The organism is Symbiobacterium ostreiconchae (assembly GCF_055396975.1).
On the sequence record NZ_AP042454.1, the window covers coordinates 2,169,340 to 2,189,137 of the forward strand.

At 71.1% G+C, this 19,798-nt stretch carries 19 protein-coding genes; 18 read left to right on the plus strand and 1 reads right to left on the minus strand.

What is annotated here, in order from left to right; all coding sequences use genetic code 11:
• Positions 1-177: 177 nt before the first annotated feature.
• Together abc-f and proC are read left to right on the plus strand one after the other, a co-directional pair.
• Complete coding sequence (gene abc-f / locus ACZ5UM_RS10515; RefSeq protein WP_464844000.1) at positions 178-1,863, plus strand: ribosomal protection-like ABC-F family protein; 1,686 nt, start codon at positions 178-180, stop codon at positions 1,861-1,863.
• Between the two features lie 371 nt (positions 1,864-2,234).
• Positions 2,235-3,080: a pyrroline-5-carboxylate reductase gene (gene proC / locus ACZ5UM_RS10520; RefSeq protein WP_464844002.1), complete on the plus strand. Its 846-nt coding sequence runs from the start codon at positions 2,235-2,237 to the stop codon at positions 3,078-3,080.
• Positions 3,081-3,162: 82 nt separating this feature from the next.
• On the opposite strand, the gene ACZ5UM_RS10525 is transcribed toward proC, so the two are convergent.
• A complete protein-coding gene (locus ACZ5UM_RS10525) occupies positions 3,163-4,449 on the minus strand; it encodes an amidase domain-containing protein (protein WP_464844004.1) in 1,287 nt (428 codons plus the stop codon).
• A 323-nt stretch (positions 4,450-4,772) separates the two neighbouring features.
• Here ACZ5UM_RS10525 and sleB point away from each other — a divergent pair, with 323 nt between their 5' ends.
• The 16 genes from sleB (at position 4,773) to ACZ5UM_RS10605 (ending at position 19,488) form a co-directional block, all read left to right on the plus strand.
• The gene (gene sleB / locus ACZ5UM_RS10530) at positions 4,773-5,468 is read left to right on the plus strand and encodes a spore cortex-lytic enzyme (RefSeq protein ID WP_464844005.1); all 696 of its coding nucleotides are present in this window, start codon (positions 4,773-4,775) and stop codon (positions 5,466-5,468) included.
• Between the two features lie 75 nt (positions 5,469-5,543).
• Positions 5,544-6,950: a germination protein YpeB gene (ypeB, locus tag ACZ5UM_RS10535; RefSeq protein WP_464844007.1), complete on the plus strand. Its 1,407-nt coding sequence runs from the start codon at positions 5,544-5,546 to the stop codon at positions 6,948-6,950.
• Positions 6,951-7,280: 330 nt separating this feature from the next.
• A complete protein-coding gene (gene infC, locus ACZ5UM_RS10540; protein ID WP_464844009.1) occupies positions 7,281-7,880 on the plus strand; it encodes a translation initiation factor IF-3 in 600 nt (199 codons plus the stop codon).
• 16 nt (positions 7,881-7,896) lie between these two features.
• Positions 7,897-8,091 carry a 50S ribosomal protein L35 gene (gene rpmI, locus ACZ5UM_RS10545; RefSeq protein WP_464844011.1) on the plus strand — a complete coding sequence of 65 codons (195 nt, stop codon included), beginning with the start codon at positions 7,897-7,899 and terminating at the stop codon, positions 8,089-8,091.
• A gap of 57 nt (positions 8,092-8,148) precedes the next feature.
• Positions 8,149-8,502, plus strand: coding sequence for a 50S ribosomal protein L20 (gene rplT / locus ACZ5UM_RS10550; RefSeq protein WP_464844013.1), 354 nt, complete (start codon positions 8,149-8,151; stop codon positions 8,500-8,502).
• Positions 8,503-8,563: 61 nt separating this feature from the next.
• On the plus strand, positions 8,564-9,214 hold the full coding sequence (locus ACZ5UM_RS10555; protein ID WP_464844015.1) for a potassium channel family protein: 651 nt from the start codon (positions 8,564-8,566) through the stop codon (positions 9,212-9,214).
• 14 nt (positions 9,215-9,228) lie between these two features.
• Positions 9,229-10,599 (plus strand): TrkH family potassium uptake protein, encoded by a 1,371-nt coding sequence (locus ACZ5UM_RS10560; protein WP_464844017.1) that lies wholly within the window; start codon positions 9,229-9,231, stop codon positions 10,597-10,599.
• Positions 10,596-11,261, plus strand: a complete 666-nt coding sequence (locus ACZ5UM_RS10565; protein WP_464844019.1) for a potassium channel family protein — start codon at positions 10,596-10,598, stop codon at positions 11,259-11,261. The genes ACZ5UM_RS10560 and ACZ5UM_RS10565 overlap by 4 nt, the downstream gene beginning before the upstream one ends.
• Before the next feature lie 11 nt (positions 11,262-11,272).
• The gene (locus ACZ5UM_RS10570) at positions 11,273-12,070 is read left to right on the plus strand and encodes a TrmH family RNA methyltransferase (protein WP_464844020.1); all 798 of its coding nucleotides are present in this window, start codon (positions 11,273-11,275) and stop codon (positions 12,068-12,070) included.
• A gap of 55 nt (positions 12,071-12,125) precedes the next feature.
• The gene (locus tag ACZ5UM_RS10575) at positions 12,126-13,256 is read left to right on the plus strand and encodes a glycosyltransferase family 4 protein (protein WP_464844021.1); all 1,131 of its coding nucleotides are present in this window, start codon (positions 12,126-12,128) and stop codon (positions 13,254-13,256) included.
• A 1-nt stretch (position 13,257) separates the two neighbouring features.
• The gene (locus ACZ5UM_RS10580; protein ID WP_464844023.1) at positions 13,258-13,758 is read left to right on the plus strand and encodes a DUF4330 domain-containing protein; all 501 of its coding nucleotides are present in this window, start codon (positions 13,258-13,260) and stop codon (positions 13,756-13,758) included.
• A 12-nt stretch (positions 13,759-13,770) separates the two neighbouring features.
• Positions 13,771-15,477, plus strand: a complete 1,707-nt coding sequence (locus tag ACZ5UM_RS10585; protein ID WP_464844024.1) for an O-antigen ligase family protein — start codon at positions 13,771-13,773, stop codon at positions 15,475-15,477.
• Positions 15,478-15,492: 15 nt separating this feature from the next.
• Positions 15,493-16,578, plus strand: coding sequence for a glycosyltransferase family 4 protein (locus ACZ5UM_RS10590; RefSeq protein ID WP_464844026.1), 1,086 nt, complete (start codon positions 15,493-15,495; stop codon positions 16,576-16,578).
• The gene (murJ, locus tag ACZ5UM_RS10595) at positions 16,575-18,143 is read left to right on the plus strand and encodes a murein biosynthesis integral membrane protein MurJ (RefSeq protein WP_464844028.1); all 1,569 of its coding nucleotides are present in this window, start codon (positions 16,575-16,577) and stop codon (positions 18,141-18,143) included. The genes ACZ5UM_RS10590 and murJ overlap by 4 nt, the downstream gene beginning before the upstream one ends.
• Positions 18,144-18,167: 24 nt before the next feature.
• On the plus strand, positions 18,168-19,265 hold the full coding sequence (gene csaB, locus ACZ5UM_RS10600) for a polysaccharide pyruvyl transferase CsaB (protein ID WP_464844030.1): 1,098 nt from the start codon (positions 18,168-18,170) through the stop codon (positions 19,263-19,265).
• A 124-nt stretch (positions 19,266-19,389) separates the two neighbouring features.
• Positions 19,390-19,488, plus strand: a complete 99-nt coding sequence (locus ACZ5UM_RS10605) for a YqzL family protein (protein ID WP_464844032.1) — start codon at positions 19,390-19,392, stop codon at positions 19,486-19,488.
• Positions 19,489-19,798 lie beyond the last annotated feature (310 nt).

Below are 19,798 nucleotides of genomic sequence, written 5' to 3' on the forward strand. Positions count from 1 at the left end.
CTGGCCGGCGGACCGGGCGCGGCTTGAAGCGGTCCCGTCACGGTGGCGCCTGTCAGCGCTTGCGTTACGCACCTGGTATTCCATCGCGGAGACCAGGACCACGGGAGGGCCCGTGGTCCTGTTTTGCATTGCCCGTGCACGGGACCGCCCCGACCATGACGGAGGAGGCGGTTCACGATGATGACGTTACAGGTCCGCAACCTGCGGAAGGAGTTTGCCAACCGAACGGTATTGGACGGCGTCAGCTTCGACCTGGCACAGGGTGAGCGGGTGGGGCTGGTGGGGCTGAACGGCTGCGGCAAGTCCACCCTCCTGCGCATCCTGGCCGGCGAGCTGGCGCCCGACGAGGGCACGCTCCACTGGATTCACCCGGGCATCGCGCAGGCCTACCTCAGCCAGGAGGACCGGTGGGAACCGGACCGGTCGCTGGGCGAGCAGCTGGGCCCGGTGGATCCCGCCCTGCTGAGCCGCTGCGGGATCGACCGCTCCCTGCTCAGCCGGCCGGCCGGCGCGCTCTCCGGCGGGCAGAAGACCCGGGCTGCGCTGGCACAGGTGCTCGCCGGGACCCCGGAACTGCTGTTGCTGGACGAGCCCACGAACCACCTGGACGCCGAGGGGCTGGACTGGCTGCAGGACGTCCTGCGCCGGTACCGCGGGACGATACTGCTGGTGAGCCACGACCGGTACTTCCTGGACCAGGTGGTCACCCGCATCCTCGAACTGGAGAACGGCCGCATCCGGGAGTACCCGGGCAACTACACCGCCTATGCCAGGCAGAAGCAGGCCGAACGGGAGCGGGCCGACGCCGAGTACCGGGAGTACGTGCGCAAGAAAAGGCAACTGGAGGCGGCCATCCGCCGGGAGCGGGAGTGGGCGAACCGGGCGCACAACGCCAAGCCCGATCCCACCGCCAGCGTGTTCCAGAAGGGCATCGACCGGAACATGGCCCGCAACCACATGCGGGTGGCCAAGGCGCGGGAGCGGCGGCTGGAGCGCATGAAGGTGGAGAAGCCCCGGGAGCCGGAGCACATCAACCTGGCCCTGCGGGGCGGCACCGATGTGGCCCGCAACCTGGTGCTGGCCGAGGGCCTGGGCTTTACCTACGACGGCCGGCGCTGGCTGTTCCGGGATGCCTCCTTCTACCTGCAGCGGGGGGACCGGGTGGCGGTGCTCGGCCCCAACGGCAGCGGCAAGACCACACTGATCCGGCTCCTGGTAGGGGAACTGACGCCCACGGAGGGCCGCCTGCACGTGGCGCCTGTCAGGGTCGGCTACCTGGCCCAGGAACTGGAGGGCCTTGACCCCCGCCATACCGTGCTGGAGGAGGCCAGCGGCGGAAACGCCGCTCCGGACCAGGCCCGCGTACGCACCCTGCTGGCGTGCCTGCTCTTCCGACGGGAGGAGGTCTACAAGCGGGTGGCCGTACTCTCGGGCGGCGAGAAGGTGCGGCTGGCGGTGGCGAAGCTGCTGCTGGCCGAGCCTGATCTGCTGGTGCTGGACGAACCCACCAACGGCCTGGACCTCGCCTCCCGGGAGCGGGTGGAGGAAGCCTTGGCTGATTACCCGGGCACGATGATCCTGGTCTCCCACGACCGCTACCTGGTGCAGCGGCTGGCCGACCGCATCCTGCACATCGCGGACGGGCGGCTGGAACTGTTCCGGGGCACATACGCCGAGTACGCCGCGCGGGGCAGGACCGAGAAGGCTCCGGATGCCGCGGAGGAGATCCTGCTCCTGGAGACCCGGCTGGCGCAGCTCAGCGCGGCCCTGGCCGCCCCGCGGGAGGGGGAGGCCGAGTCCCTGCAGCAGGAGTTCATGCAGGTGAGCCGGGCCTTGCGCGCGCTAAAGGAAAAAAGGACTTGACTCGGCGACCTCCCGCTGGTAAGATGCACTCAATACCGAAAGGCGACGATGGGGAACAGTAGAGCGCACCCTCCGCCGCTCAGAGAGCCCGGGCCCGCCCTCGCGGCGGTGCTGAGAGCCCGGGTCGGTGCGAGACGCTTGAACCCGCCCCGGAGCCGGCGGCGATGAGCCGTCCCGGCCTGGCCAGCCGTTAGCGTGGGCCACGGGCCATCGTGCCCGCAAGAGCGGGTCGCCCTGCAGGCGGCCAATGAAGGTGGTACCGCGGAGGCTACATGCCCTTCGCCCTTCCGTGAGGTTGGGCGAAGGGCGTTTTGCTTTGATGCCGGTCCTGAGCACAGGCCCTGCGGGCAGCGAGAGCGGAGGTGGAGCGGATGCTAACAGGCAGCGTGGGATTTCTGGGTGCGGGCGCGATCGCCGAGGCCCTGATCCGCGGCATCCTGAACGCCGGGGTTGTGCGGCCTGAGCAGGTTCTGGTGAGCAACCGCTCCGATCGGGAGCGCCTGGCCGACCTTCACCGGCGGTACGGTGTGCGCACGGCGGGAAGCAAGGGTTACGTCGTGGACGTCTGCCAGGTGGTGGTGGTGGCCTGCAAGCCCAAGGACGTGGCCGGCCTGCTGGCCGAGGTGGGCGGCCGCTTCCGGCGGGGGCAGATCATCCTCTCCCTGGCCGCGGGCATCAGCACGGCGTTCATCGAAGCGCGCGTGCCGGAGGGCGTCATGGTCGTGCGGGCCATGCCCAACACCTCGTGTCAGGTGGGCGAGTCGGCCACGGCGATCTGCGCCGGCCGGGCGGCCACGCCCGAGGCGATGCGGCAGGTCACCGAGATGCTGTCCAGCGTGGGGCAGGTGTACACGGTGGCCGAGGCGCACATGGACGCCGTGACGGGCCTCTCGGGCAGCGGCCCGGCGTACGTGTATTACATCGTCGAGGCGATGATCGAGGCCGGCGAGGCGGTGGGCCTCGCCCCCGATGTGGCCCGGGCGCTGACCCTGCAGACGCTGAAGGGCGCGGCGCTGACGCTGGCCACCACCGGGGCCGATCCGGCCGTGCTGCGGGAGCAGGTCACGTCGCCCGGCGGCACCACGGCCGCGGGCCTGCAGGTGCTGCGGGAGGCGGGCTTCGCCCAGGCGCTGGTGCGGGCGGTCATCCGGGCCACCGAGCGGTCCCGGGAGCTGGGCCAGGTGCCTGCACAGGCGGCCACGGAGGTCGGCGACTGAGGCGTCGGAGGCCCGGTGCCGGGCCGGCGTGAGCAGGGAACCCGCATACAGGGCGGGCCGGGGAGAACCCCCGGCCCGTTTTTCAGTCGCGCATGGCGACGAACCAGTAGATCGTCTTCTTGTCCCAGCCCAGGTCGAAGGGTACGCGGTAGCGGTCGGCGGTGTGCGAGTTGCCCACCGGGTAGCCCCGGCTGTCGAAGCCGGTGATCAGCGCGACGTGCACCATCTTGCCCTTCTCTTCGTAGCCCAGGACGTCACCCGGCTTCAGGAAGGCGCGGAATCCCTCCGGCTTGTTGGCGGCGATCTGCCACACGGTGCGGAAGTCGCCCCGGACCACCAGGTCGCCCTTGCCCGAGTACCGCAGGTGCCCGATCAGGCCGTCGGCCCGGGTGAAGGTGGGCATCTGCAGCCTGCCGCCGTAGCGCAGCGCCTGCGAGACGAAGTTGGCGCAGTCGCCGCCCTCGCCCATGTAGTTGCGCATCTTGGGGTTGTACTTGTGGTCGTTGCCGCAGCCCGCCGCCAGGCCGCAGTACATATCGGCGTACGCCACCGCACCCTTCCGGTCGTAGCGTTGCGCGACCCGCGCGGCAGCCGGCGCAAGGGGATCGGTCTCCTCCCCGGGATCGGTCCCTGCCCGGCGATCGCTTTCCGCCCGGGCCCCGGACCGGCGCGCCCCGGGAAGCTCGGCCGGCGTCTCCGTTTCGTCGCCCAGGGGGTCGGAGTACCACTCCAGGCCGATCAGCCAGCGCCCGTCAGCCGTCCGGTGCAGCTCGACGATGTGCCGGCTGCCCACGCCGAAGCGGTTCACCGTCTCCTCGCCCGGGTACTGATAGCCCAGCTCCAGTGCCTGCGCCACGTAGAACCGGGCGCGGTCTTCCGTCATCTTGAGCTCCTTCACCCAGATTTTCGTCCGGGCCTCAACGAAGCGCACGCCCCGGGCTTCGGCCCACGCCTGCACATACTTGTACTTGCCCTGCTCGTGGAGCAGGGCCCACTGCGCGGTCTTGCGCTCCAGGAGGAAATCGTCCTCCAGCGGCGGACCATCCCAGCCGGCCAGGAATCGCTGGGCCCGGCGTTCGTAAATCTGCCGCAGCAGGGGGGTGAGGTCGGGTTTCTCCGGCTCAGGCGGTGGCTCGGGCGGGTTGACCGGTTCGTCCGGTTTCACCGGCTCAGCCGGTTCCGCCGGTGGCGACGAGGAATCGGGCTGGCTGGCACGGGACAGCGCCGGCCCGGGCAGGGCGACCGACGGGACCGCAGCTTCGGCGCCCGCACCGGGCGCGCCGGAATGGGCGTACGGCCGCGGCGCCGCGCCGCCCAGGACTGCGGCCAGGACCAGTGCGTGGAGAAACACGCGGTACCGCCGCTTCATGACCGAGATCCCTCACTTGCGTCGTCGTTGCGGCTGCCTTCTGGCAGGCCGACATCCGTGCTCTATTCTGTCCACCGTCCGCGGGCGCCGTGCATCCTCTTTCTGTCACGCAGGGCCGGCGGTCACATATGCGCGCGGCGCCGGGGAAGACTACGTTGCACAGGAGCGCGAAGCAGACGTAAAGCATGCGGTGCGCGAGCGAGGCACTCGACGGCCAACAAGCCGCATGCGGTGCGCGAACGAGGCACCCGTCACCGACGCGCCGCGTGCGGTGCACGAGCAGAGCATCCGAACACAGACGTGCAGCAAACGGAGGGGCAGACGTGCGCAAGCCATCGGCAGTACTTCTGGTTCTTCTTTCCCTGGCCGTGCTGGCTTTCTGGAGCCTGCTGCCCAGGGGGCCCGGCGAGGCCGAGGCCGCAGCCCGCCCGACCCTGCGCCGGGGGGCGGCGGGCGAGGCGGTGCGGGAGGTGCAGCAGCGGCTGAAGGACTGGGGCTATTACGACGGCGCGGTGGACGGCAAGTTCGGCCCCCAGACGGAGAAGGCCGTGCGCTTCTTCCAGCAGCGCAACGGGCTGGCCGTCGACGGCGTGGTGGGGCCGGCCACCTGGGCCGCGCTCGGCTACAGCGGCGGACAGGCGGCAGCCGCCGGCCCGCAGCGGCCGGGCGTCAACATCGACCTGCTGGCCCGGGTGGTGCGGGCCGAGGCGGAGGCCGAGCCCTACGAGGGGAAGGTGGCCGTGGCCGCTGTCCTGCTCAACCGCGTGGCCGACCCCCGGTTCCCCAAGACCCTGGAGGGGGTCATCTACGAGCCGCACGCGTTCGAGTCGGTCAGCAACGGGCGCATCTACCAGACGCCGCCCAGCGCGGACGACCTAAGGGCGGCCCGTGACGCCGTGAACGGCTGGGATCCCACCTACGGCGCCGTTTTCTTCTGGAACCCGAGCAAGCCGGTCTCCTCCTGGGTCTGGACCCGGGAGATCATCACCCAGATCGGCAACCATGTCTTCGCCCGGTGAGGCAGAGGACGCGCATGCCCGGCCGTGCGGGCGGCGGGGTGATCTGCTCCGTGCGCCTGGGAAGGAGGATGGCACATGCGTCGCAGGATGATCGGGGGCCTGGTCGCGGGGCTCGTGGCGGCCGCCGTGCTGGCGGTGTGGGGCGCCTGGACGGTGCACCTGACCCGGCAGAACCGCGCCCTGGCGTACGAACTGGAGGCCGAGCGGCAGCGCAACTTCAGCGAGATGATCAGCCACGTCGAGGCGATGCGCGGGCTGATGGGCAAGAGCCTGGCCGCAGGCTCCACCCGGCAGAACGCCCTCTACATGGGGGAGGTCTACCGGCGGGCCAGCCTGGCGGCCGCGAACTTCATGGCTCTGCCGCTGCCGGAGGAGTTGGGCGCCGCCACGGGGAAGTTCCTCAACCAGATCGGCGACTTCTCCTACAGCGTGGTGCGCGGCGAGGCGGCGGGCCGCCCCATGGACGAGCAGCAGCGGGCGGAACTGGCCCGGCTTTACCAGGCCGCGAGCGACCTCACGGCGCAGCTGCGCCAGACCGGCCAGGCCGCCGTGAACGAGGGGTTCCGCTTCGCCCGGGCCGGCGCCGGCCTCTCCGACCTGTTCACCGCGTGGCGGGCGCGCAGGGGCGCGGGCGGCGCCGATCCCCTGCAGGACCAGGCGCAGAAGCACCTGCTTCCGCCGGGGATCGATCAGGTGGGGCCCCAGATGGACCAGATGCCCGTGCTGGTCTACGACGGACCGTTCTCGGACCACCTGGAGCAGCGGGTCCCGGCCATGGGCGGGCCGGACATCACGGCCGAGGAGGCCAGGGCACGGGCGCTGGCTTACCTGCCCGAGGGGGTCACCGCCGACGTGCTGCAGGTGGCCGAGCGGAGCGGGCGGATTCCCGTCTTCGGTGTGCGGCTTGCGCCGGGTGAGGGGCGCCCGGCGATGACGGTGGACGTGGCGAAGGCGGGGGGCCACCTGGTCTCCTACATCAACGCCCGGCCGGCCGGAGCGCCGAAGCTCACCCTGGAGGACGCCCGGGAGGCCGGCCTGGCCTACCTGGCGGCCCACGGCTGGACCGACATGGAGCCCACCTACGGCGAGGTCGCCGACGGCTTCGCCACGGTGCAGTACGTGTACGCCCCCGGGGGCGTGCGCGTCTACCCGGACCAGGTGAAGGTGCGGGTCGCCCTGGACAACGGCGAGGTGGTGGGCGTGGACGCCCGCAGCTACGTCATGTCGCACCGGGAGCGGGGCGGCCTCGAGCCCGCCGTCACCCGGGAGCAGGCCCGGGCGGCGGTGAACCCGGAACTGGCCGTGGAGGAGGTGCGGCTGGCCCTGATTCCGACCGAGGCCGGCGACGGGGAGGTGCTCGCCTGGGAGTTCCGCGGCACCCTGGGGGAGGAGACGTACCTGGTCTATGTGAACGCACACACCGGGCTGGAGGAGCGCATCCTGCAGATGCTGATCACCGAGAGCGGAACGCTTGCGCTCTGATGACCGGGAGCGGAGCACTTGCGCTCACGCCTGCGCGCGAGTCACCGCAAGCGGAACGCTCGCCCGCTGACCGCCGCGCCCCGCGGGGAGACCGCAGCATCTGCGCGACAACATGCGTGGGGATGCTTGACAACCCGTGTACGACGTGGTAATCTCACACCGCAAAGCATCAACACAAGACGGGAGACCTCAGAAGCAGAAGCCACCGCTTCTCACCGTACGGCCGGTTGTCGGTACGGTTTCGAGGTTGAGTCCTTGGGTGTGCCGCACAGGGGCGGCGCTGCAAGCTCAGCTTTGGACGCGGGTGGCCAACGGCCACCCGTTTCTGCTGTGTGCTTTCGGACGAGGCTGCCCGTGATTGCCGTCAGGAGGTGTTCGTGTATCAAGGATCAGCTCCGGGTAAACGAGATGGTCAGGGCCCGCGAGGTCCGGCTTGTCGACGAGAACGGTGAGCAGCTGGGCGTGTTCTCCGCGCGCGAGGCGTTCCGCATCGCGCAGGAGCGCGGCCTCGACCTGGTGGAGGTCGCGCCCAACGCCAGGCCGCCGGTCTGCAAGCTCATGGATTACGGCCGCTACAAGTACGAGCAGGCGAAGCGGGAGCGCGAAGCGCGCAAGAAGCAGAAGGTCATCACCATCAAAGAGGTCAAGATGCGGCCCAACATCGATGACCACGACTTCGCGGTCCGGCAGCGCCAGACCGAGTCGTTCCTGCGGGGCGGCGACAAGGTCAAGGCCACGATCATGTTCCGGGGCCGCGAGGTCGTCCATGCCCAGCTGGGCAAGGAGGTCCTCGACCGGCTGCTGGAGACCGTGAAGGACATCTGCGTGGTCGAGCGGCCGCCGCGCCTGGAAGGCCGGAACATGATCATGATCCTCGCGCCGAAGGCCAATCTCGAACCCAAAGCGGCCCAGCAGGGCCAGGATAAATAAGGAGGAGTCATCCACAATGCCGAAAATGAAGTCCCATCGCGGCGCTGCCAAGCGGTTCAAGCTGACGGGCAGTGGCCTGGTGAAGCATTACCCCAGCAACAAGCACCACAAGAACACCCACAAGCGGGAGAACCGCATCCGGGCGCTGAAGCGCAACCTCGTCCTCTCGAAGTCGTTCCAGAAGACGATCCGTGAGATTCTGCCTCACTAAATAAGTCCGCCGGCGCCGGGGCGGGGGCTCCGGGCCGTGTCATAGGAGGAGAGCAACATGGCGCGCATCAAAGCCGGGAAGATTACCCGTGCTCGTCATAAGAAGATCCTGAAACTGGCCAAGGGCTACCGGGGCAGCCGGAGCAAGCACTTCCGGCCGGCCAACGAGACCGTGATGAAGGCGCTCTTCTACGCCCGCCGCGACCGGCGGCAGAAGAAGCGCAACTTCCGGCGCCTCTGGATCGCCCGCATCAACGCGGCCGCCCGGATGAACGGCCTGTCCTACAGCCAGTTCATCAACGGCCTCAACAAGGCCGGCGTCCAGCTCAACCGCAAGGTCCTGGCTGACATCGCCGTCAACGACGCCGCCGGTTTCTCCGCTCTGGTGGAGAAGGCTAAGGCCAGCCTGTAGCAGGCCCCGACGCCCACCCGAGAGGGTGGGCTTTCGTCATCCGTAGAAGGGAGTAGCCTTCATGGCGAAGCGATATGCTGTCATTGGGCTGGGGCGGTTCGGCGCCAGCCTGGCGCAGGTGCTCACGGAGTCCGGCCAGTACGTGCTGGCGGTGGACATCTCCAGGGACCGGGTGGACGAGCTGTCGCCGATCCTGCACCGCGTGGTGCGGGCCGACGGCACCGATCCGGCGGCGCTCCGGGCCCTGCGCATCCACGAGTTCGACACTGTGGTCGTAGCGATCGGCGACAACGTGGAATCCAGCGTCATCACCGTGCTCAACTGCCGCGACCTGGGCGTGCCGTACCTGGTGGCCCAGGCCCAGGACGAGGCCCACGGCCGGATCCTGAAGCACCTGGGGGTGGACCGGGTGGTCTACCCGCAGCGCGACATGGGCATCCGGGTCGCCAGCCACATCGCCACCGGCGGCATCATCGACTACGTGCGCCTCTCCGACGAGTACGGGCTGGCCGAGATCACGCCCCCCCGGTCGGTGCTGGGGCGGAGCCTGCGGGAGCTGGACCTTCCCCACCGCTTCAGCCTGAACGTGATGGCCATCAAGCGCGGGAAGCGGATCATCGTCTCCCCGCGGGCCGACGAGCGCATCGTGGAAGGCGACGTGATGGTCGTCATCGGCAGCGCCGCCGGGATCAACGAACTCCAGAGTGAATAGGGGGAGGGCCGAGTATGGCAGTGCAGCCGCGGCGGAAGGCGCCGGCCTTCACGCCGCCTCAGGCCCTGGCGGTGGGCTTTGCGCTCCTGATCCTCATCGGCACCGTCCTGCTCGCCCTGCCCGTCTCCCAGGCCCCCGGGCAGCGGCTCTCACTCAGCGACGCCCTGTTCATGGCTACCTCGGCGGTCTGCGTCACCGGCCTGGCGGTGGTGGACGTCTCCACCACCTTCAGCACCTTCGGCGAGATCGTCATCCTGCTCCTGGTCCAGGCCGGCGGCCTGGGCATCATGAGCCTCTCGGCGATGATGTTCCTGCTCACCGGGCGGCGCATCGGGCTGCAGGAGCGGCTGATGATGCAGGAGGCCCTGGGCTCCTTCTCCATTGCCGGGGTGGTGCGGCTCACCCGGGCCATCATCACCGCCACCCTGGCCATCGAGGCGGTGGGCGCCCTGGTGCTCTTCCTGTGCTTTCTCAAATACTACCCGCCGGGGCAGGCGCTCTACTTCGGCATCTTCCACGCCGTGACGGCGTTCAACAACGCCGGCTTCGCCCTCACGTCCCAGTCCCTGCGCATCTTCCAGCGGGATCCCGTGGTGCTGCTGGTGGTCGCCGGCCTGATCCTGCTGGGCGGCATGGGCTTCGTGGTGCTGCAGGACGTCTGGCGGAAGCGGCGGTGGGAGAGCTTCAGCCTGCAGACCCGGATCGTGCTGGTGGTCACGGGCCTGCTGGTGGGCGCCGCCACGCTGGTGGTGCTGGCGCTGGAGTGGGCCAACCCCGCGACCCTGGGGGCGCTGCCGCTGCCGGACAAGGTGCTCAACGCCTTCTTCACCGCCGTCACGTTCCGCACCGCGGGCTTCGAGTCCATCCCCACGGCGAGCATGGCCCACGCGGCCCTGCTGGTGGCGATGGTGCTGATGTTCATCGGCGTCTCCCCCGGCGGCACCGGCGGCGGCATTCGCATCACCACCTTCGCGGTCATCGCGCTGGCGGTGCGGGCCACGGTGCGGGGCACCGAGGACATTCAGGCGATGGGCCGGCGGCTGCCCCGGGAGCTGCTGGACCGGGCGATCGCCATCGTGGCGATGTCCATGGCCGTGATCGTCGCGGTCGGCGGGCTTCTCCTCGTGACCGAGGGGCACCTCGTCACCGCGCCCGGAAACCCGTTCGGCGCGGCCGACGTCTTATTCGAGAGCACATCTGCCTTCACCACCACGGGGCTGTCCACCGGCGTCACCCCGCACCTGAGCATGGCCGGCCGGCTCCTGCTCACACTGACCATGTACGTCGGCCGCATCGGACCGCTCACTGCCGCGGTGGCCCTGGCCCAGCGGCGGCGGGAGCGGGCGCACATCGACTACCCCGAAGAGCGGGTGATGATCGGGTGAACAAGAAGACCATCATCGTGGTCGGGCTCGGCCGGTTCGGCTCCACCGTGGCCCTGCATCTGGAGAAAATGGGCCACGAGGTGCTGGGCGTGGACCGGGACCAGGAGCGGGTCGACCATCTGCTGCCTGAGCTGACCCACGCCGTCGCCTGCGATTCCACGGACGAGGAGGCGCTGCGCGCCCTGGGGCTGCGCAACTTCGACGCCGGCGTCGTCGCCATCGGCAGCGACGTGGAGGCTTCCATCCTGACGACCGTGCTGCTGAAGGAGCAGGGCGTGCCGCTGGTGGTGGCCAAAGCCCGCAGCGAGCTGCACGGGCGCACCCTCGAGAAGGTGGGGGCCGACCGGGTGGTCTACCCCGAGCGGGACATGGGCGCCCGGGTCGCCCACTCGCTGCTCACCGGCAGCGAGATCGACTACATCGAGCTCACGCCCGACTACACCATCATGGAGATGGTGGCGCCCCCGGCGCTGACCGGACAGACGCTGCGGGAGGCCAACCTGCGCGCCCGGTTCGGCATCTCGGTGTTGGCGCTGAAGTCCGGCGAGCACATCAACGCGGCGCCCCTGGCCACCGACGTGATTCAGCCCGGGGACAACCTGGTGCTGCTGGGCAGTAAGGAAGGCATCAAGCAACTGGAAAGGACGCTGCAGCAGGGATGACGAGTGCGCTCTTGGGACCGCGACACGGCCTGGTCCGGCAGGCCCGCGAGCTGGCCCGGGACCGGAAGGTGCGGGAGGAGACCGGCCTGGCCCACATGGAGGGCGTGCGGCTGGTGGAGGAGGCGCTGGCGGCCGGCGTGGAGGTCTGCTACCTGCTCCACACCCCTGACCTCGCCGACCGGCCGCGCGGGGCGGCGCTCCTGCGCGCCGCCGCCGACGCGGGGGTGCCGCTCCACCCGGTGACGCCGGAGGCCCTGGAGCGGGCCGCCGACACCCGGGCCCCGCAGGGGGTGGTGGGGGTCTTCCGGCCGCGGCCCTGGCGGCTCACGGACCTGGGCCCCGGCCTGGTGCTGGTGCTCGACGGCCTGCAGGATCCGGGCAACCTGGGCACGGCCATCCGCTCGCTGGAGGCGATGGGGGGCGGCGGCGCCGTGGCCGCGGGCGGCGTCGATCCATACAACCCCAAGGTGGTCCGCGGCGCGATGGGCTCGCTCTTCCGGCTGCCCGTGGTGAAGCTGGCCGTCGGCGAGGCCCTGGACGGGCTGCGGGCGGCCGGCCGGCGCATCTACCTCGCGGAGGCCGGCGGCGCCCTCACGCCCTGGTCGGTGGACCTGTCCCGCGGGGCGGCGGTGGTGGTGGGCAGCGAGGCCGCCGGCCCGTCGCCGGAGGCCCGCGCGCGGGCCGAGGGCGTGATCTCCATCCCGATGGCCGGCCCCACCGAGTCGCTCAACGCCGGCGTGGCCGCCTCGCTGCTGGCTTACGAGGCCATGCGGCAGCAGGGCGCCCCGTCGCCGAACTTGTTTCGATGATCCGTTACAGGTAAAATACCCTAGATAGCCCGCGCGCTGGGGGTGACAGAGCGCCATGACGAAGACCATGCCCAACATCCTGCTCGCTGCCATGGCCCTCGACCTGGGCGGGGCAGAGACCCATGTGATCAGCCTCGCGCGCGAGCTGCACCGGCGGGGGCACCGGGTGGTGGTGGCCTCGGCCGGCGGTCGCATGGTGCCCATGCTCGAGGAGCGCGGCATTCCCCATATCGTCGTCCCCATGGCCAGCCGCAATCCGCTGGCCATGGCCCGCGCGTGGTGGCGCCTGCGCCGGCTGGTGAACGAGTACGCCATCGGCCTGGTTCACGCCCACGCCCGCATTCCCGCGTGGCTCTGCAAGCTGGCGCTGCGCGGCCGGCCCATCCCGCTGGTCACCACCTATCACGGCACTTACAACGCCGGCTTCCCCTGGAAGTACCTGACGACCTTCGGCGAGCGGGCCATCGCCGTGAGCGAGGATGTGCGCCGCCACCTGGAGGGGCCGTTGGGGGCGCCGCCCGAGATCATCCGGGTGATCCCCAACGGCTTCGAGACCGGTGAGTTCCGGCCGGGGCTGGACATCGGCCCGCTCCTGGCGGAGCTGGGCACCAGCCGGGAGGGGCCGCACGTGGTGCACGCCAGCCGGCTGACCGACGAGTTCGCTGACACGGCGGTGGCGCTGCTCAACGCCCTGCCGCGCCTTACCGACGCGTTCCCCGGCATCCGGCTCTGGATCCTGGGCGACGGCAACCGGTACGCCGAAGTGGCGCGCCTGTGCGAGGAGGTCAACCGCAAGCTGGGCCGCGAGGCCGCGCGCGCGGTGGGCCACCGCCTGGACGTGGCCGCCTTCTTCAACCTCGCCGACTGCGTGGTGGCCGTCGCACGCACCGCCACCGAGGCCATGCTCTGCGAGCGCCCGGTGATCATCGCCGGCGAGGGCGGGTACCGGGGCATCCTCACCCCCGAGCGCATCCCGCTCTACGCCGGAGCCAACTTCACGGCCCGGGAGGGCGGCACCCCCCTGAACCCGGCCGTGCTGGCGGCGGACATCGCCAGCCTGCTGGCCCCCGGCAGCGAGGCCGAGCGGCAGCGCCTGGGTCGGGCCGGGCGGGAGTTCGTGGTCGCCAGCCTCTCCATTGAATCTGTGACCGCTCGCATTCTGGACGTCTACGCGGAGGTGCTCTGACGTGCTGATCGACAACAAGGGCCGGCTCTTCGGCAAGATCAACCTGCTCGACCTGGTGGTGCTCCTGGCCGTTCTGGCGATCGCGGCACGGTTTGCCTACGGCGCCGTGAAGGGGCCCGCCGCCGCCCCGGCGGGGCAGGACCAGGTGATTGAGATGATCCTCCGCATCCCGGCCGTCACGGCGTGGACCGTCGAGGCCATCCAGGTCGGCGACGAGGTGTTCGACAGCAAGTCCAACACCCCGATGGGCAAGATCGTCGACGCCTGGTCGGAGCCGGCCGTCGTGGTGCGCGAGATGCCCGACGGCATCGTCCCCCACGTCTCCGACACCCACTTCGACCTGTACGTGACCGTGCGCGGGCCCGCCCGGGTCTCGCCCAACGGCGTCACCATGAGTGGCATCGAGGTCAAGGTGGGCCGGAGCAACCAGTACAAGAGCGCCTTCTGGGCCGCCACCGCCACCACGGTCAAGTTTGACCTCAACCCGCCCGAGCGCGACTAGGGGGCCGGGAACATGGTGCGGTCACCCCTTCTGGATGTCTGGGAGACAAGCCTTCTCGGGCGCCTGGCCGCCTGGTTCCTCGGGGTGTGGGAGGCCAGCCTGACAGGCCGGGCCCTCTCGGCCCTGGGCGCTTTCGGCGCGCGCGTCTTCGCCGGGTCGGTCCTCGGGCGCCTCTGGTACTCGGACTGGCCACAGGCCGGGGATGCGGATGGTCTCGCGGGCCGGGCGCTGGGCGGACTCGGCCGGCTTGCCGGGGCTGTGGGCCGCGCCGCCGGCCCGTGGCTCCGGGGATTGTGGGAGACCAGCCTGGCGGCCGCGCTGGGGGCGCGCCTGGCCCGGGCCGTGGGCGGTTGGCTCTCGGGCAGCCACCTCTGGCGGCTCTTCTGGGGCTATCCGGACGACGTGGTGCTGGCGCCTGCGGAGGCGCAGGCCCGGCCGACCCCGCCGGTGGCCTACCTGCTGGGGCTCCTGCTGGGCCTCCTGCCCCTGGTTCCCCACACCCTGTCCGGCCTTTCCACCGCGGCGATGATCGTGGGCGTGTGGTCGCTGGCCGCCCTCGCCCTGCTGCTCCGGTTCGCCCGGGGCGATCTGCAGTGGCGGGTGCCGTCGGCCCTCCTGCCCCTGGGCTTCCTCCTCCTGGTGGTGGCCGCGGCCGCCGTGCAGTCGCTGGCTCCCGCGGCCAGCTTCCGGAACCTCATCATCTGGCTCACCGCGGGCCTGCTCTTCTGGCTGGTCGCCGACCAGGTGCGCACCTCCCGGGATGCGGCGGCGCTGCTGGGGCCGGTGCTCGCCGGCGCCATGCTCATGACGCTGTGGGCTGTCTACCAGGTCTTCCGCCCGCCGCACGTCGAGGAGTCGTGGGTCGACCCCGAGCAGGCCGGCGAGGTGATCCGGGTGTTCGCCAGCATGGGCAACCCCAACTACCTGGCCGAGTACATGACGCTCTTCCTGCCGCCGGCCATCGGCCTCTGGCTGCAGAACCCCCGCCGGCAGCTGCCCCTGGCCCTGCCGGTGGCGATGATGCTGCTGACCCTGCTGCTCACCGGCTCCCGCGGCGGGTGGCTGGCCACCGCCGGCGCCCTGGGCCTCTTCGTGCTACTCCGCTTCCGGCGGTGGACCGTCTTCCTGCTCTTCGGCGGGGCGGCCCTGATCCTGATGGCCCCCGACGCCATCCTGACGCGGCTGCTCTCCGCCTTTTCGCTGCAGGACACGTCCAACCTGTACCGGGTGAACATCTGGATCGGCGTGCTGGACATGCTGCGGAAGTACTGGGTGCTGGGCGTCGGCGCCGGGGCCGAGGCCTTCGCCAAGGGCTACCAGGACTTCATGCTGGCCGCGGCGCGGGCGGCCCACGCCCACAACGTGCCGCTGCAGATCTTCGCCGAGCTGGGCATCTTCGGCCTCATCGCCGCGCTCTGGGCCCTGCTGGCCGCGCTGCGCCGGCCCTTCGTCGTGGGCGGCGACCGCCGGAGCAGCTACATCCTGGCCGCGGTGCCCTGCGCGCTGACCGGCCTGCTGGTTCACGGGCTGGTGGACTACGTGTGGTACAACCCGAAGATCCTGTTCGCCTTCTGGGCCCTGGCCGGCCTGGGCGCAGGCCTGGCCCTGGGGCACGGGCCTGAGGTCGGGTCCGGCCGGACCGCCGGACGGAGCGGCGGCCAGGGCGCGGCCGGGGCAGCGGACGGGCATGGGGCGCCGATCGCGCCCAGGGAGACATAGAGAGGAACGAGTGACTTGACGGATACGAAGACGGGCCGGCCGCGGGTGCTGCACGTGTGCAGCGACACCAACATCGGCGGCGCGGGCAGATATGTACTGACGTTGCTGACACAGCCTCGCATCCTGGAGCAGTACGAGGTGGCGGCAGCCTGCCCGGAGGGGGCGCTGGCTGCCGCCCTGCGGCGCGCCGGCGTGCCGGTCTTTCCCTACCCCGGCGCCGACCGCTCGCTGTCGTGGCCGGGGCTCCGGCACCTGCTGGGCCTCGTGCGGCGCTGGCGCCCGCACATCGTCCACACCCACGGGGCGCTGTCGGGCCGCATCGCCGGACGGCTGGGCGGCGCCCGGGTCGTCTACACCAAGCACGGGCTGGCCGCGGCGGCGGAGGCTTCCATCCAGGTGCGCCGCCCCGGGGGCTGGCTCCGGCTGCTGGCGGTGCGCCGGTTCGCCGACCGCATCGTGGCGGTGTCGCAGGCGGTGCGGGACGCGCTGGTCGCGCAGGGGGCGGAGCCCGGCGTGATCCGGGTGATCCCCGGCGGCGTCGACCTGGCGGCTTACGAAGCGTTGCCCCCGCCCGTGCCGGGCGTGGTGGGCGCGCTGGGCCGGCTGGAGCCGGAGAAGGGTTTCGACGTGCTTCTGGACGCCATGGCCGAGCTCAGGGGCGAGGCCCGGCTGATCCTGGGGGGCGACGGCTCCCAGCGGCAGGCGCTGGCGGCCCGGGTGCAGGCGGAGAACCTGCCGGCGGAACTCACCGGCTTTGTCTCCGACGTGCCGGCCTTTCTCGGCCGCACCGGGGTGTTCGTCCTGCCCTCCCGGTCGGAGGGGCTGGGGCTGGTGGCGGTCGAGGCGATGGCGGCCGGGCGGCCGGTGGTCGCGTCCCGCACCGGCGGCCTGCCCGAGGTCGTGGTCGACGGCGAGACGGGGCTGCTGGTGGAGCCGGAGGACGCGCGCGGCCTGGCGCAGGCCATCCGGACGCTCCTGGCCGACCCCGACCGGGCCGCCCGGATGGGCGCGGCCGGGCGCGAGCGGGCGCGGGCGCACTTCAGCGCCGCGCGCATGGCGGCCGAGACCGCCGCGCTCTACGAGGAGCTGATCTCCCCATGACGGCCGGCAGCCCCCGCACCCTGGTGCAGGCGGCGACGATCATCTCCGCCGCCGCCGTGCTGAGCCGCATCCTCGGCTACGCGCGGGAGATGCTCCTCGCGGCCCGGTTCGGCGCGACCTACACGACCGACGCCTACCTCACCGCGCACGACGTGCCGTTTGCCCTCTTCCTCACCGTCAGCGCCGGGCTGGTGATGGTCTTCATCCCCGTCTACCGCGAGGTCATGCAGCGGCAGGGCGAGGGCGCCGCCGGGCGGCTGGTGGTCAGCATGCTGAACCTGGCGCTGCTGGCGGCCCTGGTGCTGCTCGGCGCGGGCTGGGCCCTGGCTCCGTGGTTCGTGCCCCGCCTGGTGCCCCACCTGCCGGCCGACGCGCACGCGCTGGCCGTCTCGCTCACCCGCACCATGCTGCCGATGCTCCTGTTCATGGGGCTGGCCGGCGTGGCCACAGCCGTGCTCAACGCCCACCATCGCTTCACGGCGCCGGCCTTCGTCGGCCTGGTCAACAACCTGCCGGTGGTGCTGATCCTGCTGGTCGTCTCGCAGTCCTCGCAGATACACTGGGTGGCGTGGTCGGTGGTGGCGGGCGCGGCGCTGGGCGCCGTGATGCTGCTTCCCAGCCTCCGCAGGCTCGGCCTTCGCTGGCGGCCCGCCATCGACTGGCGGGATCCCGGGCTCGCCCAGGTGGGCCGGCTCATCGTACCGGTGCTGGCGACCACCGGCATCATCCAGGTGCAGGACTTCTTTGACCGCTTCCTGGCCTCGGGCCTGGCGGAGGGGTCGATTTCGGCGCTGAACTACGCGGTGCGCGTGAACTCGCTTCCCTACGGGGTCGTCGGGACGGCCATCGCCACCGTCCTCTACCCCTCGCTGGCGGCCCAGGCGGCCGACCGCCGGGACGACGAGCTGCGCGCGACCCTCTCCCGGGGCCTGCGCATGCTCAGCTTCGTCCTGCTGCCGATGGCCGCGGGCCTGCTGTTGCTCAGGGAGCCCATCGTGAAGCTGATGTTCGAGCGGGGGGCGTTCGACCCCGCCGCGACCCGGCTCACCGCCTACGCCCTGCTGTTCTACGCGCCGGGCATCCTGCTCTTCGGCTGGCAGGACTTTCTGAACCGCTGCTTCTGGGCCCTGCAGGACACCCGCACCCCCATGTGGGCGGCGGTCTGGCTGGTCGCCTTCAGCCTGTTGTTCAAGCTGCTCCTGGTCCAGCCGCTGGCCCACGGGGGCCTGGCCCTGGGGCAGACGCTGGCCACCGTGGTCTCCGCGGGGTATCTGCTCTGGCAGCTGAGGAAGCGGCTGACCTACATCGGCGGACGGCAGATCCTGCTGAGCCTGGCCGTGAACCTGCTCACGGCGCTGGCGGGCGGGCTGGCCGGCCTGGGGACGTTCCGGCTCATCGCCGGCGTGGCGCCGGGCGACGGGCTGATCGCACAGGCGCTGCGGCTCTTTCCGGCCCTGGGAATGGTGGTGGTCGTGCACGCGGCCCTGGCCCTGGTGCTGGGCAACCGGGAGGGGGCCGAGGTGGTCTCCAGGGCGTGGAGCCGGCTGGCGAGGCGAAGGGCATGAACGTGGCGGAAAGGGGGAGTCACCGTGGCTGAGATCCTGATCGCCGGGTACTACGGCTTTCACAATGCCGGCGACGAGGCGATGCTCGCCGGTCTCCGGCGCGCCATCCGGGACCTGCGGCCGGACGTGACCTTCACCGCCATCTCGGGCACGGCGTCCCAGACCCGTCAGCTTCACGGCATCGGCGCCGTGAGCCGGAGCGACATCCGGGGGATCTGGGAGGCCATCGGGCGCGCCGACCTGGTGATGTTCGGCGGCGGCAGCCTGCTGCAGGACGTGACCAGCAGCCGGTCGCTCATCTACTACCTGGGCCTGGCGACCATGGCCTGGCTCAGGCGCAAGCCGGTGATGTTCTGCGCGCAGGGCATCGGGCCGATCACCCGCCCGCTGGGCCGGGTCATGGTGCCCCTCATCGTGAACCGCGCGGCCCTGATCACCGCCCGGGACCCCGAGGCCGCCGAGACGTTCCGCAGGCTGGGCGTCACGCGTCCGCCGGTCACGGTGACCGCCGACGCCGCCCTGGTGCTGGGCCCGGCGGACCCCGGAGCCGGCGAGGCGCTGCTGCGGCAGGGGGGCGTGGCGGTGGACCGCCCCGTGATCGGCGTCTCGGTGCGGCCCTGGAAGCCGGGCCCGCACCCGATGGAGCCCCGCCTGGCGGAGGCCCTGGACCAGCTTGCGCGGGAGACGGGCGCGCAGGTGGTCTTCATCCCCATGCAGCAGTCGAAGGACGTGACGGCCAGCCGCGCCGTCGCCGCGTGCATGCGCGAGCCGGCGGTGGTGCTCAGCGGGCCGCACACCTACGAGGAGCTGCGGGCCGTCATCGCCCGGTGCGATCTCCTCGTCGGGCTCCGCTACCACTCCCTGGTCTTCGCGGCGATGAGCGGCGTGCCGCTGGTGGGCCTCTCCTACGACCCGAAGAACGACGCCTTCCTGCGCCAGATCGGCCACGAGGCCGCGGGCCGCACGGACGGCCTGGACCCGGCGGCGGTGGTGGCCGCCGGCCGCCGGGCGCTGGCCGACGCGGCGGCCGTGCGCGCCGACCTGCTGCGCCGGATGGACCGGCTGGTTCCCCTGGCGCGGCTCAACGCCGAACTGGCCGTCGAGCTGCTGCAGAGCCGCTGAGCTCTCTTGCCTCCCGGTCCCCTTTAGCGCGGTTATGTACTGCTGCCTTGCTGGAGCAGTTGGGCTGTGCTATACTTACAGCGATCAGGGAGATGGAACGAGGGTAGAGGGAGGGAGTGGCGGCATGTCCAATTCCGCTACCGCTGAGGTCTTCTGGACCATCTTCTCCAACACCGGTTCCATTATCGCCTACCTGCTCTACAAGCGTTTCAGCGTGCAGTGACGAGCCTCTTGTGATCTGGTTGGCAAGATGCACAGGCTGTGATGGAGGAAAGTAGCCGACCCCGGCGGTGTCCAGGGAGGCCAGGCCCAGACTGAAAGCCGGCTCTCCGCCAGTCGAGTCGAAGTTCCCTCCGGAGCCTCTCCGCTGAACGGCCAGTGCCCGGCATTCGGCCCAGTAGGCGGCGACGGGGCCCTCCCGTTACCGAGGGGCGGCGTGGTGGCGCCGGCAAAGAGGGGAGCCTCGTGTGGGCTCAATTCGGGTGGTACCGCGGAAGCGAGCGCTTTCGTCCCGATCAGGGGACGGAGGCGCT

Coding starts and splice junctions, on each gene's coding strand:
- ACZ5UM_RS10605 (WP_464844032.1), top strand. CDS start 19,390: ATGTCCAATTCCGCTACCGCTGAGGTCTTCTGGACCATCTTCTCCAAC.
- ACZ5UM_RS10525 (WP_464844004.1), bottom strand. CDS start 4,449: ATGAAGCGGCGGTACCGCGTGTTTCTCCACGCACTGGTCCTGGCCGCA.
- ACZ5UM_RS10575 (WP_464844021.1), top strand. CDS start 12,126: ATGACGAAGACCATGCCCAACATCCTGCTCGCTGCCATGGCCCTCGAC.
- ypeB (WP_464844007.1), top strand. CDS start 5,544: ATGCGTCGCAGGATGATCGGGGGCCTGGTCGCGGGGCTCGTGGCGGCC.
- ACZ5UM_RS10555 (WP_464844015.1), top strand. CDS start 8,564: ATGGCGAAGCGATATGCTGTCATTGGGCTGGGGCGGTTCGGCGCCAGC.
- proC (WP_464844002.1), top strand. CDS start 2,235: ATGCTAACAGGCAGCGTGGGATTTCTGGGTGCGGGCGCGATCGCCGAG.
- murJ (WP_464844028.1), top strand. CDS start 16,575: ATGACGGCCGGCAGCCCCCGCACCCTGGTGCAGGCGGCGACGATCATC.
- rplT (WP_464844013.1), top strand. CDS start 8,149: ATGGCGCGCATCAAAGCCGGGAAGATTACCCGTGCTCGTCATAAGAAG.
- rpmI (WP_464844011.1), top strand. CDS start 7,897: ATGCCGAAAATGAAGTCCCATCGCGGCGCTGCCAAGCGGTTCAAGCTG.
- ACZ5UM_RS10560 (WP_464844017.1), top strand. CDS start 9,229: ATGGCAGTGCAGCCGCGGCGGAAGGCGCCGGCCTTCACGCCGCCTCAG.
- abc-f (WP_464844000.1), top strand. CDS start 178: ATGATGACGTTACAGGTCCGCAACCTGCGGAAGGAGTTTGCCAACCGA.
- ACZ5UM_RS10585 (WP_464844024.1), top strand. CDS start 13,771: ATGGTGCGGTCACCCCTTCTGGATGTCTGGGAGACAAGCCTTCTCGGG.